This is a genomic window from Nocardia sp. NPDC003999 (assembly GCF_053604885.1).
This window is the reverse complement of the sequence record NZ_JBSGIB010000011.1, coordinates 92023-108379: the sequence shown is the minus strand read 5'-3', so window position 1 is coordinate 108379 and position 16357 is coordinate 92023. Positions and strand designations below refer to the sequence as shown.

General features: G+C 67.6%; 16 protein-coding genes and 1 tRNA gene. 3 read left to right on the top strand and 14 right to left on the bottom strand.

All coding sequences use genetic code 11. The annotated features are described in order from the left end of the window. Positions 1 to 8: 8 nt before the first annotated feature. The 3 genes from ACWESM_RS22125 to ACWESM_RS22115 form a co-directional block, all read right to left on the bottom strand. The gene (locus tag ACWESM_RS22125) at positions 9 to 641 is read right to left on the bottom strand and encodes an MsnO8 family LLM class oxidoreductase (protein ID WP_397279228.1); all 633 of its coding nucleotides are present in this window, start codon (positions 639 to 641) and stop codon (positions 9 to 11) included. A 268-nt stretch (positions 642 to 909) separates the two neighbouring features. Further along, the gene (locus tag ACWESM_RS22120; protein WP_355075815.1) at positions 910 to 1206 is read right to left on the bottom strand and encodes a putative quinol monooxygenase; all 297 of its coding nucleotides are present in this window, start codon (positions 1204 to 1206) and stop codon (positions 910 to 912) included. A 25-nt stretch (positions 1207 to 1231) separates the two neighbouring features. After that, on the bottom strand, positions 1232 to 2281 hold the full coding sequence (locus ACWESM_RS22115; RefSeq protein WP_452493479.1) for an aldo/keto reductase: 1050 nt from the start codon (positions 2279 to 2281) through the stop codon (positions 1232 to 1234). Between the two features lie 141 nt (positions 2282 to 2422). Here ACWESM_RS22115 and ACWESM_RS22110 point away from each other — a divergent pair, with 141 nt between their 5' ends. Beyond that, on the top strand, positions 2423 to 3277 hold the full coding sequence (locus ACWESM_RS22110) for a helix-turn-helix transcriptional regulator (protein WP_364429873.1): 855 nt from the start codon (positions 2423 to 2425) through the stop codon (positions 3275 to 3277). Here the strand turns inward: ACWESM_RS22110 and ACWESM_RS22105 are convergent. The 7 genes from ACWESM_RS22105 to ACWESM_RS22075 form a co-directional block, all read right to left on the bottom strand. Beyond that, the gene (locus ACWESM_RS22105) at positions 3236 to 4483 is read right to left on the bottom strand and encodes an FAD-dependent monooxygenase (RefSeq protein ID WP_452493476.1); all 1248 of its coding nucleotides are present in this window, start codon (positions 4481 to 4483) and stop codon (positions 3236 to 3238) included. The two genes, ACWESM_RS22110 and ACWESM_RS22105, sit on opposite strands and share 42 nt — an antisense overlap. A gap of 595 nt (positions 4484 to 5078) precedes the next feature. Then, entirely contained in the window at positions 5079 to 6164 is a 1086-nt protein-coding gene (locus ACWESM_RS22100) for a zinc-dependent alcohol dehydrogenase (RefSeq protein ID WP_452493474.1), read from the bottom strand. 77 nt (positions 6165 to 6241) lie between these two features. Next, positions 6242 to 7474: an MFS transporter gene (locus tag ACWESM_RS22095; protein WP_452493472.1), complete on the bottom strand. Its 1233-nt coding sequence runs from the start codon at positions 7472 to 7474 to the stop codon at positions 6242 to 6244. A 141-nt stretch (positions 7475 to 7615) separates the two neighbouring features. Continuing rightward, positions 7616 to 8503, bottom strand: a complete 888-nt coding sequence (locus ACWESM_RS22090) for an intradiol ring-cleavage dioxygenase (protein WP_355075824.1) — start codon at positions 8501 to 8503, stop codon at positions 7616 to 7618. Continuing rightward, a complete protein-coding gene (locus ACWESM_RS22085) occupies positions 8500 to 9570 on the bottom strand; it encodes a maleylacetate reductase (protein WP_364429860.1) in 1071 nt (356 codons plus the stop codon). The genes ACWESM_RS22090 and ACWESM_RS22085 overlap by 4 nt, the downstream gene beginning before the upstream one ends. Then, positions 9567 to 9974, bottom strand: coding sequence for a nuclear transport factor 2 family protein (locus ACWESM_RS22080; protein ID WP_364429857.1), 408 nt, complete (start codon positions 9972 to 9974; stop codon positions 9567 to 9569). Before ACWESM_RS22080 ends, ACWESM_RS22085 begins: the two co-directional genes overlap by 4 nt. Further along, positions 9971 to 10861: an NAD(P)-dependent oxidoreductase gene (locus ACWESM_RS22075; RefSeq protein ID WP_355075830.1), complete on the bottom strand. Its 891-nt coding sequence runs from the start codon at positions 10859 to 10861 to the stop codon at positions 9971 to 9973. Before ACWESM_RS22075 ends, ACWESM_RS22080 begins: the two co-directional genes overlap by 4 nt. Positions 10862 to 11329: 468 nt before the next feature. Here ACWESM_RS22075 and ACWESM_RS22070 point away from each other — a divergent pair, with 468 nt between their 5' ends. Further along, complete coding sequence (locus ACWESM_RS22070) at positions 11330 to 12079, top strand: helix-turn-helix domain-containing protein (protein WP_452493468.1); 750 nt, start codon at positions 11330 to 11332, stop codon at positions 12077 to 12079. Here ACWESM_RS22070 and ACWESM_RS22065 read toward each other — a convergent pair. From ACWESM_RS22065 to ACWESM_RS22055, 3 genes are all read right to left on the bottom strand, one after another. Next, a complete protein-coding gene (locus ACWESM_RS22065) occupies positions 11985 to 12353 on the bottom strand; it encodes a hypothetical protein (RefSeq protein ID WP_452493567.1) in 369 nt (122 codons plus the stop codon). The genes ACWESM_RS22070 and ACWESM_RS22065 overlap by 95 nt on opposite strands. 151 nt (positions 12354 to 12504) lie before the next feature. Then, complete coding sequence (locus tag ACWESM_RS22060; RefSeq protein ID WP_364429848.1) at positions 12505 to 13134, bottom strand: TetR/AcrR family transcriptional regulator; 630 nt, start codon at positions 13132 to 13134, stop codon at positions 12505 to 12507. 59 nt (positions 13135 to 13193) lie between these two features. After that, positions 13194 to 14099: a hypothetical protein gene (locus tag ACWESM_RS22055; RefSeq protein WP_452493465.1), complete on the bottom strand. Its 906-nt coding sequence runs from the start codon at positions 14097 to 14099 to the stop codon at positions 13194 to 13196. Positions 14100 to 14393: 294 nt separating this feature from the next. Here ACWESM_RS22055 and ACWESM_RS22050 point away from each other — a divergent pair, with 294 nt between their 5' ends. Continuing rightward, positions 14394 to 15185, top strand: a complete 792-nt coding sequence (locus tag ACWESM_RS22050) for a hypothetical protein (protein ID WP_364429842.1) — start codon at positions 14394 to 14396, stop codon at positions 15183 to 15185. 709 nt (positions 15186 to 15894) lie between these two features. Here the strand turns inward: ACWESM_RS22050 and ACWESM_RS22045 are convergent. Next, a tRNA-Leu gene (locus tag ACWESM_RS22045) sits at positions 15895 to 15976 on the bottom strand. Between the last annotated feature and the right edge of the window lie 381 nt (positions 15977 to 16357).

Genomic DNA, 16357 nt, shown 5'->3' with positions numbered 1-16357 from the left:
CGTGTGCTTCAGCGGTTTGCGGGCTGGGCAGTTGTATCGGTCGGCCCTGCCGTCGCCGGGCGACCTTCATTCTCAGCGATCCGGCCAGCCACTGGGCTTGCTCGTCGCTGTCGGCGACGATAACCGCCACACTGATGACGATGCGCGGAGCGGGGCACAGCGATGACGGCTGGATGGCCACCGGCTCTATCCACCTCGAACAGCGCGAGCAGTTCTCGAACCTGATCTTCGAACGATTCGGCGGTGCGGTCGTGCTCGCTGCGCACGAGGTCGGTGATCTCGCGAGGTCCGCCGAGGGCTCGTCCGAGTCCGAGATCGATTCGCCCCGGGTGAAAAGCCTCCAAGGTGCCGAACTGTTCGGCGACCACGATCGGAGCGTGATTCGGCAACATCACCCCGCCGGCGCCGACCCGAATCCGCCGCGTCACCGAGGCCACGCGTTCGACAACGACTGCCGGTGCCGCGCAAGCCACACCCGCCATCCCGTGGTGCTCGGGCACCCAGTACCGGTAGTAACCGAGATCGTCGACGAGCTGTGCCAGCTCAACGCTATTGCGCAGCGCCATCCTCGCGTTCGATCCCTGCGTGACAGGAGCCGTGTCCAGAACCGAGATACGAACCTCACGACGGTCTTCGACCATTCAGAGCACCTTTCCGCAGCGACATCCCGCGCTTGCTCGGCTCCCGCCGGCCGTTGAGCATCCGTCGTGCTCGATGCCGCGACGGTATCCGAGCTGACGCTGTGGATATCGTTGCACTGCCTCTTGCAGTCGCACCGGGCCGCAGCGTCCCCTCCCACGAATGCGGGTTCTCGGAGAGGCCAGCGGCCGCGGTAGTTCCTCCCGGTCAGGAACCCCCGAACTCGCGTATGGAATCGCGGTCGGGGTTCCGTCGCGGGCTCTCGACAGTTCACCCGATAGGGGCGGCGACGAGTGTGCGGAGGGTCATCGGCTCGGCGAGCACGAGTTCGAGCACCTGCTCCACATGTCGGAAGTGCGCTGTCGTGAAGTGGTCGGCGAGAGACTGAGCGCTGGTCCACTCCTCGACGATCACCATCCGGCCGACGTGGTTCGGGTCGAGGTAGGGCCGGTAGGCCAGGCAGCCTGGCTCCTCCAGCGAAGGCTCGATCATCGCTTCCAGCGCGGTGCGAAGCCGATCCTCCTGTCCTGGCGCGGCCAGGCACTCGGCGATGACGGTGAGCGACATATGATCTCCTGTGCGGTAGAGGTTCTCACGGCTGAGTGGGACCGGCGCCCGCGCCGGAGGCGGTGATCGCCGCGGCGATCTCGGCCAGGTCCGACGGCGTCAACGCCACCGAGTCCGCGCCGATCCAGCCGTCGACCTGGTCGGACTTGCGCGCACCGACGATGGCTCCGGTGATACCGGGCCAGGCAAGCACCCAGGCGATGGCCACCTCGGCGACGGTCACGCCGTGTCGTGCGGCGATGGGGCGCAGCGCGTCCGCCAACTGGAGGTTGGCGGTCAGGCCGGTGGTGAAGTCGTGGTGGGCGGTCCGCCAGTCCTCTGCGGGCAGGCCGGCCACACGCTCGGCGGAAAAGGCCCCGGTCAGCAGGCCGGACTGCAACGGCGAGTAGACGATCACGCCGGTTTCGTGGGCGTGTGCCCAAGCGATCTCGGCGGCGGACGACCGGTTGATCGCCGAGAACGGCGGCTGGATGACGTCGACGTGAGCGATCCGCTCGGCGGCCTCGAGCAGGTCGGGCGTGTGGTTCGACAATCCGATCGCCCGAACCTTGCCCTCGGCCTTCAGGTCGGCCATGACCTGCCAGTACTCCTCCAAGGGGGTGGCGTTGGGCGACACCGCCCCGAAGCCGCCGCCGGCGTACTCCAGCGATTCGCCGGTGTCGGGATAGTGCACCTGGTACAGGTCGATGTGGTCGACCCCCATCCGCCGCAGGGAGTCTTCGACCTCGCGGCGCACGCTCGCGGGTTTCATGATCCGCCGAGGCGCGGCCGATGGGTTCTCCGGGTCCCAGACCAGGCCGACCTTGGTGAAGATGTACGGGCGGTCGGCCTGCGGCAGGCCGGAGATGGCCTTGCCGACCAGTTCCTCCGAATGGCCCAGGCCGTACACGGCGGCGGTATCGATCCAGTTGACGCCCGCGTCGAGCGCGTGGCGGATCGCGGCGACCGATTCGGCGTCGTCCGTGGCGCCCCAGCTGAAGGTCCAGCCCGATCCTGAAACGGCCCACGAACCGAAGCCGAGCCGGGTGATGTCCATACCGGTGGTGCCGAGGGGGACGGCGGTCAGGGTGGTCATTGCGCAGTGCTCTTTTCTTGTCGGCGTTCGTTTTCGGTGCCTCCAACCTTGGCGGCCGCGTCCCGGGCTACCCAGTGCCAGCTGGAGCCTGGGCACCGCATGACCAGGCTCGCGTCCGGCAGGCGCGGGGATACTGGCCGCATGCCATTGGACAGACGGGCGGAACTAGGCGAATTCCTGCGCTCCCGGCGGGCCCGCTTGCGGCCCGAGGAACTCGGCCTGCCGGACTACGGCGGTCGCCGCCGCGTTCCCGGGCTGCGCCGGGAGGAACTCGCGCAGCTCGCCGGGGTGAGCGTCGACCACTACGTGCGGCTGGAACAGGGGCGCACCCTGCACTTTTCCGAAGCGGTACTGGATGCGGTCGCCCGGGCGCTGCGCCTGAACGATGTCGAGCGGCAACACCTCTACCGGCTCGCACGACCTTGGTCGGAAGGCGACCGCGCGGATGCGCCGCAGCGGGTCCGGCCGGGGTTGCGGCGGCTGCTGGACTCGGCCGCCGACGTGCCCGCGTACATCGTCGGCCGCAACACCGATGTCCTGGCCTGGAACCGACTCGCCGCCGCGCTGATCACGGACTTCGGCGCACTGCCACCCGCACAGCGGAACCTGGCCCGCCTCGTCTTCCTGGACGAAGGCATGCGCAGCCTGTACGCCGACTGGCCGGAGAAGACCCGCGACGTGGCCGCCTACCTCCGACTCGACGCCGGGCGGCACCCGGACGACCCGGAAACGGCGGCGTTGCTCGACGAGCTTGCCGCGAGCAGCGCGGAATTCCGGAAAGCGTGGGCAGAGCACCAGATCAAGGACAAGACCCACGGCCGGTACGTCTACCGGCACCCGGTGGTCGGCGAACTGGACCTCGGCTTCGAAACCCTGCGCTTCCCGGACGATCCGGACCAAGCGCTGATCGCGCACACCGTCGAAGACGGGTCGGCCTCGCAAACCGCCTTGCGGTTACTGGCGAGCTGGGCTGAGGAAACGCGGCCGGTGAGTTGAGACCACTGTTGCCATCGCGAGTTCCCCTCGTCGAGCAGCGCGCCACCACCGCCGTCCGGAGTCGATGGCACGCCGGATCTTGCGCACAGTGGGTATCTGTGTGAGCAGGTGTTGCTGATATCGCCACGGCATTTGTGGCCCGTGCCGAGCCGCCATCGCATAGGCGAGTTGCACGGGGCTGCGGTCGAGATACCGGTCAGCGTGTTCGAACCAGATCATGCTGGTGCGGGCGGCCGCCTGGATCGGGCGTAGCGCAGCGCGGCGCTGCGCATCGTAGTTCTCCAGCGCGTCGGTGAGCTCGGCATGCTCGTACAGGTTCTGTGCGAGCACGACGGCGTCGACAATTGCCAACCGGGTGCCGGAACCGATGGTGAAGTGCGTCGTGTGCGCCGCGTCGCCGAGCAGCACCACGTTGTCGTGATACCAGATCTTGTTGGTCACCTCGAGAAAGCGGCTCCACCTCGCCGCTTCGCCTCGTGTGGTGCTGAGCAAGGAGTGATCGTCGAGAGTGCGCGCGAATATGTTCTCCAAAACGCGCAAGTTCTCCAGATTGTCCTGGGAATCGAATCCCAGTCCACGCCAAGTCTGCGGTTGGCACTCGACGATGCAGGTGCTGATTTTCCCGGCAATCGACGGGTAGGCATGGAACCAGATCCATCCGGCCGAGGTGTGTTCGAAGGCGAAGGTGAATCGGGTGAAGACCTTGTCCGTACCGAGCCAGACATATCGATTCTCGCCGAGTGTGACGGACGTGCCGAAACGATCGTCAACCAGCCGCCGTACCCGGCTGTTCGCGCCGTCGGAGGCGACGATGAGATCGGTGTCGCCGAAGCCGGACAGATCGTGCACCTCTCGCCCATGCTGGACATCGACGCCCAGGTCGCTCGCCCGCCGGGAAAGTACGTCCAGCAATGCCGCGCGCCCCATGCTGAACCCGTAGCCCCCGAAATACGCGGCTCGGTCGTCACGCACATGAATTTCCTGCTCACGCCATAGGACCGACCCGGCCCGCACCGCCTGGGCGCTGTCGGGGTCATTCCGATACAGAATGTCGAGCAGGTCGTCCCAATACACGACGCCCCAGCCATAGGTGGACCCAGCGGGATCGCGGTCGATCACCGTGATGTCATGAGCCGGGTCGCGCCGCTTCATCGAAATCGCGAAGTACAGTCCGGCCGGCCCGCCACCGACGCACACGATCTTCATTTCGTCACCAGCTCCAGCCCGGTCGGTCGAACTCGGCTTCAGATGAGCCCTGCTCGATGCGACCGAGCCCGGCACGCTGTACGTGTCCGGGCTCGGTCACCGGCGCTAGAAGCTGCCCCAGCCACCCCAGCCGGGGTTCCACCACCCCCAGCCACCGTTACCCCAGCCACCGCCCCAACCCCAACCCCAACCGCCGCGGCCCCAGCCGCCACCGCCCCACCCCCAGCCGCCGCGGCCCCAGCCGCCGCCGCCCCAACCCCAGCCGCCGCCGTGACCCCAACCAGGGCTGTCGACGAGCTGGGTCGCAGACGTGGGCGTCGTTGCGCGGGCGGTAGGCGCTTGCGCCGCGGCTGCGACGACCGGAACTGCGGCAACTGCGGCTATACCGGCGGCGGCCGCTAACCGGGCGAACTTTGTATGTGAATTCTTTCTGTCGAACATGATAGGGCTCCAGGGACAGTCCCGACCTGCCCGAATTGTACGCGTTTTCGCGGAATTGTAGAAGTTTCCGTGTTGCCCAATTTATAATGCTCGCCGCATTCCCTACCGTTTCCTGATCCGAGGATGCCCGCGTGCCCTGTGGAGGGGGGAATCGTCAGTAAGGCCGGTGTATTCGGTGGCCGGGATCGATGAGGATCTTGCCTTCGATCCGGCCGGCGGCCAGCTGGTCCAGTGCGTCGCCCAGCTCGGCGAGCGCTATCGGGGGTCGGGCGAATTCGTTGCCCAGTTCCGGGGTGGCGGTGAGGATGTCCAATGCCGCCGGAAGGTCGGTGTCGCAGATGTGGGCCAAGGTCGTGTCGAGGGTGATCTCGCGGAAGATCATCGAGTGCAGGTCGAGTGTGGGATGTTGTTTCGGGATGCCGACGGCTTGGACTCGACCGCCGTCGGCGACCATGTCGAGGGCGGCGGCCAGTTGGCCCGGCGCGCCACTGGCTTCGATCACCACATCGGGCTTGCGGCCGCCGAGCGCGTCGCGGACGTCGGCGCTCAGCGGCGCTGAGGAGGGCGGCAGGGTTCGGGCGGCGCCGAGCCGTCTGGCGCGTTCGAGGCGGGCGCCGGGGAAGTCGATGACGGTGATGTCGTAGTCGCCGAGATGTTTCAGGCCGGCCAGGACGAACGAGCCGATCGCTCCGGCGCCGATGACCACGACATGGTCGCCGTCGCGTACCCCGGCTCGGCGGGCGGCGTGGATGCCGACGGCCAAGGGCTGCGCGAGTGCGGCGTGGTCGAGGGGGAGGCCGGGCGGCAGTCGGCGCAATGTTCGCACCGGAACGGCGACGTATTCGGCCATGCCGCCGTCGAGGTCGAGCCCGAGGGTCTGGTATCGCGCGCACCGGTTGGTGCGGCCTTCGTGGCAGCGTCGGCAGGTGCCGCACCAGATCCCGGCTCCGCTGGCCACGAGTGTGCCGGAGGCGAGGTCTGTTCCGGTGTCGACTTCCACGATCTCGCCGACGAATTCGTGCCCGGGAATGATCGGGCCGAGGTGGCGGCTGTGGGGGTGACGGTGGTGGACGGGAAAGATCTTCGGCCCGGCTGTCCACTCGGCGGCGTCGGTTCCGCAGATGCCCGAGCGCAGCACACGCACCAGCGCTTCGGTCGCGCCCGGGGTGGGGATGGCGACGTGTCGCAGACGGATATCGCGGGCGCCGTGGTAGACGGCGGCTTGCATCGTCGATGGCACAGAAGGTCCTCTAGGTCGGGGCGTGTTGCCGGACAGCGCCGTCGGGCCGGTCGTATGACGAGCGGCCCGACGGCGTTTCATACGGTGACGGGTGCGTCGTCGCGAGGGTCGGTCATCGGTCGGATGACGACCGTGTCGTCGGTGGCGCCGGAACGGGGCAGCAGCAGGGCGACGACGGCGGCGAGTCCGAAGAAGCAGGCACACAGGATGAGTCCGCCGCTGAAACCGATGTCGGCGGCCAGTCCGGCCAAGGCGAACGGCGCGAGCGCGGAGATGCCGCGGCCGATGTTGAAGCAGAATCCGGCTCCGGTGGCGCGGGCTCGGGTGGGGAACAGTTCACCGAGGTAGGAGCCGAACAGGCCGAAGAAGGCGGTGAACGCGCCGAACAGCGGTCCCAGCCACAGCAGACTGGTTTGGTGGGTGGTCACCGCGTAGATCGGCAGTGTCAGCGAGACCCCGGCCAGGGTCAGGATGATGGTCCGGTGGCGGCCGATGTGGTCTGCGAGGAACCCGAATCCGTTGTAACCGGCGAACATTCCCAGGTTCAGGATCGTCACGAAGACCGCGACCGAACTCGAGGGCAGGTCGCGTTCGGTCGTGAGGTAGGTGGGCAGCCAGGTCGTCGCGCCCCAGTAGCCGAACAGCGCGAGGGCCGCCATCAGGGTGCCGAGCAGGGTGGTGCGGCGCAGGCCGGGGCCGAGGACATCGCGCACGGAGACGACCTCGCCCGCGTTGGCGGCCTTGTGCACCGCCCAACCCGCGGATTCGGTGAAGAAGATCAGGACCACGACGACGGGGAGTGCGACCGCGGCGCCCGCCACGAGGAACATCAGTCGCCAGTCCGGCAGGAACCAGCCGGAGATGGTGGCGGCCATCGCGCCACCGGCGGGGAAGGCGCTGATGACGAAGGCGGCGGCGCGGCCTCTGCTGTGTTCGGGCCAGGTCTCCACGACGTAGGCCGAGACCACGCTCCACACCGCGCCCAGGCCGATGCCGGCGAGGAACCGCAGCAGCAGGACGGTCTCGAAGTTCGGGGCGACGGCGATCACGGCGGTGAAGACACCGAAGGTGACCAGCGACGCGATCAGTGCCTTCTTACGTCCGAAGTTGTCGGCGACGTAACCGCCCAGGACGCTGCTGACGCCGATGCCTATCAAGGTGGCGGTGGCCAGCAGTCCGCCCTGGGTGACCGACAGCCCCATTTCCTTGCGGATGGTTGGCAGGGCCATGGACAGCAGCACTATCTCGAGCGCGTCGAACAGGTAGGCGAGAAAACACCCGCCGAGCACGATCCAACGACTACGTCGCATCGCGACACCTCCAAAGTGGCCTGCCGCGGACATGACTGCGCGGCAGGGAAAATCGTGTTCGCAGGGAATGAAGCCCGCCCTGCCGGGCAGATCCGGGATCCGCGTGCGCGGACGGCGCGGTGTGCGGCCCGCGATAGCCGGCTAGGAGCCGTCGTGGGCGGCCAGGACGAGGTCGAAGTCGATGCTCGTCCAGCCGCGTTCGGAACGGGTGCCATCGGGCGTGGGGTCGACGGCGTCGTGGCTCACGACGTCGACCACAAGGTTCTGCTTCACCCCGAACACCGCGTCACTGTCCAGGTACGGGTCGCCGGCGACGAAGATGTGGGTGATCAGGGTCCGGTATCCGGGTGCGGTGACCATGAAGTGCAGGTGGGCGGGCCGCATGGGGCCGCGGGCAGTGGCCGCGAGCAGGTCGCCGACCGGGCCGTCGTGCGGGATCGGATACGGCGCGGGGAGAATCGAGCGGAAACGGTATTCGCCGTCGTGGCCGGACCGCAGCCAACCGCGACCCGCCGAGCGGCCGTCGGGATACTGGACGTCGTAGAAGCCGTCTTCGTCGGCCTCCCACACCTCGATGCGCGCACCCTCGATGGGGACGCCGGTGACCGAGCGCACCTGGCCGGACACATAGCAGGGGATTCCGGCCGCACCGCGGGCGATGTCACCGCCGAGCGGCACTTCAGGGGCTGTGTCGACGAAGAACGGGCCGAAGACTGTGGATTCGGTGGCTCCGGGTTCGCGTGGTTCGTTGATGGCGATGGTCAGCATCGACAGGCCGAGCACGTCGGAGAGCAAGATGAACTCCTGGCGGCGCTGGTCGGTGATGTGCCCGGCGCGGGTCAGGAAGCCGATGGCGACCTCCCACTCGCGTTCGCTGAGCCGCACGTCGCGGGCGAAGGCGTGCAGGTGCTCCACAAGGCTGTGCATGATCTCGCGCAGGCGGGGATCGGGGGTGGCGTCGAAGCTGGCCAGCACCTCCTCGGTGACGGCTTCCTCGCGGTCGGTGGTCAGGGTTCGGTCGATGCTCATGTGGTGTGCCTCGAAGGGTCGGATCCCGACCATGCGGCGTGCAGCAGGGCACGGAGGCCGGCAGGAGTGACGGGAGTGGGGTTGTCGGCGGGTGCGATCGCGAGGATGTCGTCGCCGACCGCGGCAATGTCGAGTTCGGTGACGCCGAGTTCGCATAATCCCTTGGGAATTTCGAGCTTCTCGCTGAGTTCGCGCAACGCGGTCACCGCGTCGGGGCGGGCGAGCGCGTTGGCGATCCGGTCTCCGGCCTGCGGCGCGTTGGGCAGGTTGTAGGCCAGCACGTACGGCAGGACGATGGCGTGTGTCTGCGCGTGGGGCAAATCGAACGCGCCACCCAGGACGTGGCAGATCTTGTGGTGCAGACCGGATCCGGCGACGGCGAACGCCGATCCTGCGAGGTAGGCGCCGAGCAGCAGTTCACCGCGTGCCGCGAGATCCGAGGGCGCGGCGTGGACGGTGGGTAATCCGTTGATCAGATGGCGAATACCTGCTTCGGCGACAGCACTCGAGATCGGGTTGCGCTGCGGCGCCCAGAACGCTTCGACGCAGTGGGCCATCGCGTTGAGACCGCTGGCGACCGAGAGGTCCACCGGGAGCGAAACAGTCAGTTCGGGGTCGTAGATCACCGTGCGGGGCAGGACCCGTTGATCGGTGCCGGTGGTCTTGCGGCCTCGATCGGTCAGCCCCCACACCGGCGTGACTTCCGAGCCCGCGTAGGTGGTGGGCACCGCGAGGATCGGCAGCCCGGTGGTCAGGGCGACGGCCTTGGCGGTTCCGGTGGTCGACCCGCCGCCGACCGACAGCACGAGATCGGCACGTTCGGCGGCGGCGCGGGCGCGTTCGGCGACCTCGGTGGGCACGTGCGGACGCACGTCGGTGAATGTCGCGATCACCCTGTCGGCGAACGGCGCGCACAACCGCGCCCCGATCACACCTTCCTGGCCGGTGCCGATGAGCAGGATCCGTTCCGCGCCGAGACGGTCGATCTCGCCGAGCAGCTGGGTGCGCGCTGCGCCCGCACCGAAGACGACGCGGCCGGGCAACCCGTCGTAGGTGAAACTCGTCATCGGCGTTCACCCGCCGGGATGACGGTGGGCTGGAATGCGAGCAACAGCCATTCGTCGTTCTCGTACACCCAGACCGCGAGTACTCGGTTGGCCAGCGTCTTGCGGACGCCGCCGGCGGTGATCTCGGCGTGCATCTCACCGGCGACGATCGCGGTGTCCGCGGCGACGACGACCCGTGTGACCGGGTGGTCGATGCGGTGGTAGCGGTAGTGACCGGTGCGGAGTTTCTCGAGGTAGCTGTCGCGGGTGTCGACCTCGGCGGTGGAATGGGTGTAGACGAGGTCGGGGTGGGCCAGCGCGGCGAAACGGTCGAACTCGCCGGTGAGGACCGCGGCGTAGCGCCGATCCTCGAGCCCCCGGATGGCGGTCTCGATGCTGGCAGCGGTCATGGTTGCGCCGGTCATGGGCGCGCTCCTGTCTGTTCGAGTTCGGCAGCGGTCGTGTGGTTCGGTTTCTCCGCGCGATCGCGCAGTGCGGTGAGTACTCGGGCCATGTCGGCCTCGGCGAGGCCGGCGTCCACGGCTTTGTCGAGGACGGACAGCGCCGCTTCGGAGCCGGGCAGGTCGAGCCCGTGCCGGTGGGCGAGGTCCAGGGCCAGACCGAGGTCTTTGCGGATGAGGGAGACCGGGGCCGCGACGGCGGTGGACTCCGGTGTGAGATACGTCTGGCGTTTGTAGCCGACGTACGGGGCTCCGGCGGCGCTGCCGCTCAGGATGTCGTAGAAGACACCGAGGTCGAGATCGGCGGCCTCGGCGATCAGCAGGCCTTCGGCGACAGCCTGGTTGAGCCCGGCCAGCACCGCGTTGACGGCGAGTTTGGCCGCCGAGCCCGCACCGACCGGGCCCGCGTGGAACTGGGCCGCGGTCATCGCGGCCAGTACCGGACGGGCACGCTCGAACTGGTCGGCCGACGCGCCGACCATCGTGGTGATGGACGCGGTCTCGGCCATGGAGACGCTGCCCGAGACCGGCGCGTCGATGAGCTGGAGGTGGGGCAGTTCGCCGAGTGCGCGCACGGCTTCGGGGCCGATGGTGCCCATCACGATGTGCAGGTGACCGGGCCGCGCGGCGCGCAGCACTTCGCTCACCACGGTGAAGGTGGAGGGACCGTCTGGCAGCATGCTGATCGACAGCGAGGCGGCGGTGAGGTCCTGCGCGGAGGCGACCGCGGTCGCTCCCTGCGGAGTCAGTCCGGGAACGGGGTCGTAGGCGAGGACGGAGTGGCCCGCCCGGACCAGATGCGTCGCCATCGGATGTCCCATACGGCCCAGGCCGGCGAATCCGATCAGCATGACCGCCTCCCTCGTTCGGACATCGCGTGTCGCGCGAGCGGTGGCACGGCTGCCGTGGGGTGACGCGCTGCGAGGAAAGACATGGGTCTCCTTTGTCATCGGTGACCGGAATGGACGCACTCGTGAGAGTGACGTTCAGTATCATGGAACAAGATTCCACATAGTGTCAAGTAACACCAAACATGATGATTGATAGAAGGTAGCTATTCGATCGGAGGATTTCCGCAATGTCGGACACTGGAAAGGACTTCTCGTCACTACGTAAACTGTTGTGCCGAAGCCAATTAGAGGCTTCGGTGGCCATGTTCGACGCGACTCGGTCCAGACGGCGCAGACGCGGATGCCTCAGCGGCGATGTAGCCGGACTGTTATGCCAGGCCGAACGCCGATCGCGCTGGCATGCGAACGACCCGCATAGTGTTCACTGTGAATGAATGATCGAGGGCGTCCGGATGAAAGGGTGAGCCGATGGAGGACAGGATCGGATCGGCGTTGCGGCAGGCTCGCCTCGAGCAGAAACTGAGTCTGCGCGGCTTGGCGGCCGCCGCGGGCATCTCGGCCAGCCAGCTCTCCCAGATCGAGACCGGCAAATCTCAGCCCTCGGTGAGCACTCTCTATGCCCTGGTGACCCACCTCGGCGTCTCGCTCGACGAGTTGCTGGGGATCGGACAGACGCGCCCGGACGCCGACCGCGCCGCAGAACCCCGCCGCCAATCCACGGGGGTCGTGCAGCGGGCCGCCGACAACCCGGTGTTGGAGATGGCAAACGGGGTCCGGTGGGAACGGCTGGCGGTCGATCCGCGCGCCGACGTCGACGCACTGCTGGTGACCTATCAGCCGGGCGCGGCCAGTTCCGTCGACCGGATGATGATGCGCCACCAGGGAACCGAGTACGCCTACCTGCTCGCGGGTGAGTTGACGCTGCTGCTCGACTTCGACCGGCATCGTATCGCCGCAGGCGACTCGCTGTGCTTCGACTCCACCAGGCCGCACATGTATGTCAATCAGGGGGGCGAACCGGCGACGGGAGTGTGGTTCGTCTCCGGTCGCCACAATCCCGGTCCCTCGCGGACTTGGGTCGCCGAACAACTCGGCGAGGCCGGAGCGCAGGCGTCCCCGCGGGTCACCAACGCCGTCGACGTGCTGAGCCTGCTCGGAGCGGTCGGCGCGCCGCCCGGCGAACGCGACACGGAGGTCGCGCCGCACGGGGACGCCTGAGCAACCCTCGCTCAGGCGAATCCGAGCAGGCAAGGGCCTTCTCGGTGGCCGGGATCGTTCCGATGCCCATGGTGGCGGACGGAATTGCCGCCGTCGCCGCGGAGTTCTTGCCGCCCACGGTGATTCGATCGCGGGCGAGGTGGTCGTGCAGAGCCGCGCCTTCGCCTCGGATGCCCCATCGGATGTCGGTGGCGTAGAACTCGCTGCGGCTCACAGATTCCAGGCCGCCGGCCACGATGGGGTCGCGGTCACCGAAGCGCACGTGCATGCACACGTCGAGCACGGCCTGCGAACACGATCCACAGCGTCGGTCCACCTGTTGACCCGGGCGCGATGACACCGAGGCCTACGCCCAGCGGGCCGATCCGCCCGATCGCGGGCGCCTCCCCGTTCGGGTTGAGCGCAGTCGCCGAATACGCGGACCTTCAGCGGGACACCCCGTGCAGGATGAGCGTGTGCTCGATGCAGCGCGCGATGAATTCGTCGTCGAGCGCACCATCGACCACCAGAAGACGGAAATATATAGGGGCTGAGAGGGTTTCGAGTACTTCGCGGGGATCGACGTCCGACGGCAGCTCGCCGCGCTCGACGGCCCTGCCGATGACGTGCGCGGTTCGGTCGAAGCGGTCGACCCAGAAGCGTCGGCGCGCCTCGGCGACCTCGGGATCGGCCGACAGCGCGATGGTCGTGCCGAGCAGCCGCGCGATTCCGGGTCGCGAGATCAGGTGGGAGATCTGTTCGGCGAGTTGCCGGAGATCGCCGCGCAACGTCCCGGTATCGGGTGCGGGGTTGCCCGCCGCCGCCAGTTCGGTGACGGTCTCGGCGATCAGGGCCGTGCGCGTGCCCCAGCGCCGGTAGATCGTCGTTTCCGCGACGCCCGCCCTGGCGGCGACATCGCCGATGGTGAGCCCCTCGATCCCGTGTTCGGCTACCTGCTCCAGGGTGGCGGTCAGTACCGCGTCGCGCACGCGCGCCGACCGTCCCCCGGTCCGCTTGCGCGGGGCCGGGGGCGGTGACGGTTCGTCGATGCTCGCGTCGCGTCCGCGCTGATTCATGCCCCTGTTCTACTCGATGCGCACCCGGCGATGGGCGGACCGGGCCGCGAACGGCTCGGTCAGCGCAGGTAGGCGGTGATCCAGTTGCCGAACTCGCAGGCCAGATGCCACTCGTGTTCGGCGATGTACAGGCCCGGAACGGCCGCCGGGAAGGCCACCGCGAGATGGCTGCGGAAGCCGCCGCCGGGCTCGTCGCGGAACTGGTGCCGCACGCCCCCGATAACAGTGCCATCGGCGAGTGCGGCGGTTCCGGCGACGGCGAGCGGATAGGCCGGGTCAGCGGAAACGGGAACTCCGGTCGAGTCGGCGTAGTCGACGAAGAAGCGGCTGGCCAGGACCGCTCCACCGGTCACCTCGACGACTTCCTGACGTCCGTCCGCCAAGGTGGCGATGATGTAGTGGTCGGGGCACGCGTCGGTCCAGATCGCGCGCGCGTCGGTCGTGCGCGCGAGGCCGAACCACTCGACGAAACCGGCGGCGCTGCCTCGGTCGCTGACGATCTCGGTGGTCGAGATCGCCCATTGCCCGCCCGAGGCGGCGAGCGCGGTCCGCGTGGCCGCCTCGGAGGCGGCGAGTTCGGCGGCGAGCAGTTCCCGCAGTCCTTCCGAGCCGATCAGGGCGCGCGCCTTCGACAGGGCCGATCGCGCGGCGGCGATGTCGTCCACGGCGACGGCGAACCGACCGAGCAGGGAATCGAGCTCACCCCGCAACAGTCCGGCGAAGTCGGTCGACAGTCGTGCCGCCGCCACCGACAGTCGTGCCGCCGCCACCGACAGTCGTCGACGCTCCCATTCCACGACCCCGGACGGCTCGACCGGCGCACCGCCGATGAAGGTCCGCAGCCCGGTCCTGAAGGCCGGGGACCCAGGATTCGCCCCCGCCGCGCCGCAGGCCAGGTACATCGCGGTCGCCGCGGTCGCGGCCGCTCCTGCGGTCCGGTTCATGAAGTTTCGCCTGGTCAGCATTGACCGATTCCTCTCGCCTGCCGCCCTGTTCGCGCGCGTCGACGACGTGTTCGAACGGGGATGAAATGTTAATGCAAGATGAACTTGCGTTAACATAGCATGGGTGACTCGGGTCACTCTGTCAACAGTTCCGGGACATTAAAGCTAGGAAAGCTTGCGTTTGCGAGGGGGTGGGATTACGTTGACGCTGGTCTGCTCGGCGTTAGCCACCGCGCTTCCCGAGCGGGCGGACGTTGGTTCATCCCCCGCCGACGGGAAGTGGTCGGGACGGAAACGGAGAGGAAGGCGAGGCTCATGGGCGAGTCCATCGCGATTCGGACGTATATCGGCGGCGAGCAAGTCTCGCGGGAACAAGTACGAGCATGGGAAGCCCGCCGGGCCGCGGTGGTGTTGACCAAGCTCGCCCGTCGTCTGGGAGCGCGAGCCTTCGCCGAACTCGCGCCGGGAAAGCGTTTGGACGACCTGCTCGGCGCTCCGCTCGACGCGCAACGATCCGCGTTGACCTCGATGAAGACCCGCCTGGGTCACGCGGGCGTGTACGCCGCCCTCAGGCGTGACCTCGAGATCTCCGAGCGGATGACGCGCACCGGCGTCGCGCTCAGCCGGGGCCGCACCGAGCACGCCGTCACCCGCCTCGAGGTTCCCGGTTGCAGCGCCGAACGATTCGCCGCCTGGTTCTCCGACCTCACCGCTACCAACGCCGAGACCGATATGGTCGACGCCTGCCCCGACCACTACCTCCTGCGCGGCCTCTCCGACGGCCGCCAGGAAGTCGTCGAAACCACCGGCGGGTCACCCCTTGCCACCCGATTTCTCGTCGACTACGGCAGAACCGAAGCGCTCACCATCCCCGCCGACCCCCGCTACCCCCAGCAGATCGCGGGACAGGCCCTGCTCGACGACGGCCTCGTGATCGGCGGTGTACGACACCAATTCCTCGACCGCCGCGGAACGATGGAAGCCCTGCTGACCGTGCAGTTCCCGGCGAGTGTGCCCGCTCGGTTCATCCGCGAGCACCGATGGCACCTGGCGGTGGAATTCGGCAACTGGATCATCGCCGCCGCGCCCACAGCCTTCACGTCGTGAGCCGACTTCGGCTTGACGCCGATCCCTCCGCGGGCATGCAAATTGGAACATGCAGCGCTGCAACGCAGTACTGTCCGCAACTTCGGTGCCCGTGTTGATGTGAGGCAGCCCGGCAACGGAGTCATCGGCGCAGTCTCCCTCCTGTGGCAGACCTGAACAGCCCGACAGCGACGCGATCCGCGGGGAAGATGCCCATCTGGTTCAACACCAGGCGTGCCGCGGCGAGCGTTTCTGCGCTGACTGCCGGTGTGGTCATCGGCGCACCTCCTCGAGCAGTCGCCGGCTGGCCACGCACAACTCATCGAGAGCGGGGGTGGGTCAGCAGCCTTCCGGCATCGAGCCGAGTCGGTTCCAGGCGAATGCTCGGCCGCCGGTCGAGGGCGGCGACGGGGTGCTTGTCGAGGATGCGGCCTCGGTCTCCGGGTGTGCAGATTCCGTGGACGACATCGCCGTCGGCGGTACGAACCACGCGGTTCGTGACCTGCGGTCGGTGAACACGTTCCTGCAACGGCCACTGTGGCGGGATGACCGGCGCGATCACGGCTGACCACCACCGCCAGCAAACTTTTCGCAGAAGGCAAATGTGTCGCGATCCGGCGCATGTGGCATGGATCGCAGCAGGTCAGAGCGTGTTCAGCTGGTCGACTCCGTGTGCGCGAGTGCGCTCCCACGCGCGGCTCGGGAAGGTGTCACGACTGACGGGAATCTGTGCGCGAGAGGGGACTTGAACCCCTACGTCCGTGGACACCAGAACCTAAATCTGGCGCGTCTGCCAATTTCGCCACTCGCGCTTGATGGTACGACCGTCCAAACTCTACCGGGCCAATCGGTCATCGCGAAGCATTGGGTTGGCGTGGCGTACTCGTCAGTAACCTCACCTGGGATTATAACGATTTGGCAAACGTCAATGTGAGGGGCACTCATGTTTCGTACGTGTTGGTAACCCGATGGACCAGCGTGTTCAAACATGAGGCGGAGTCATGTTTACCACTATTCTGGTACGTACGTACTCAAATACTCTCTAGTAGTGGGCGCGCCCAGGGGCAAACGTGAGGATTTCCTCATGATTCTGTGTCATCCTCGCCCGTATCAGGCCGATCAACCGCGATCACTCGTGAACCGGTAGGGACCGGCGTGTCGCCGAGGCATGTCGCATGGAGAAGGAAGTCGAA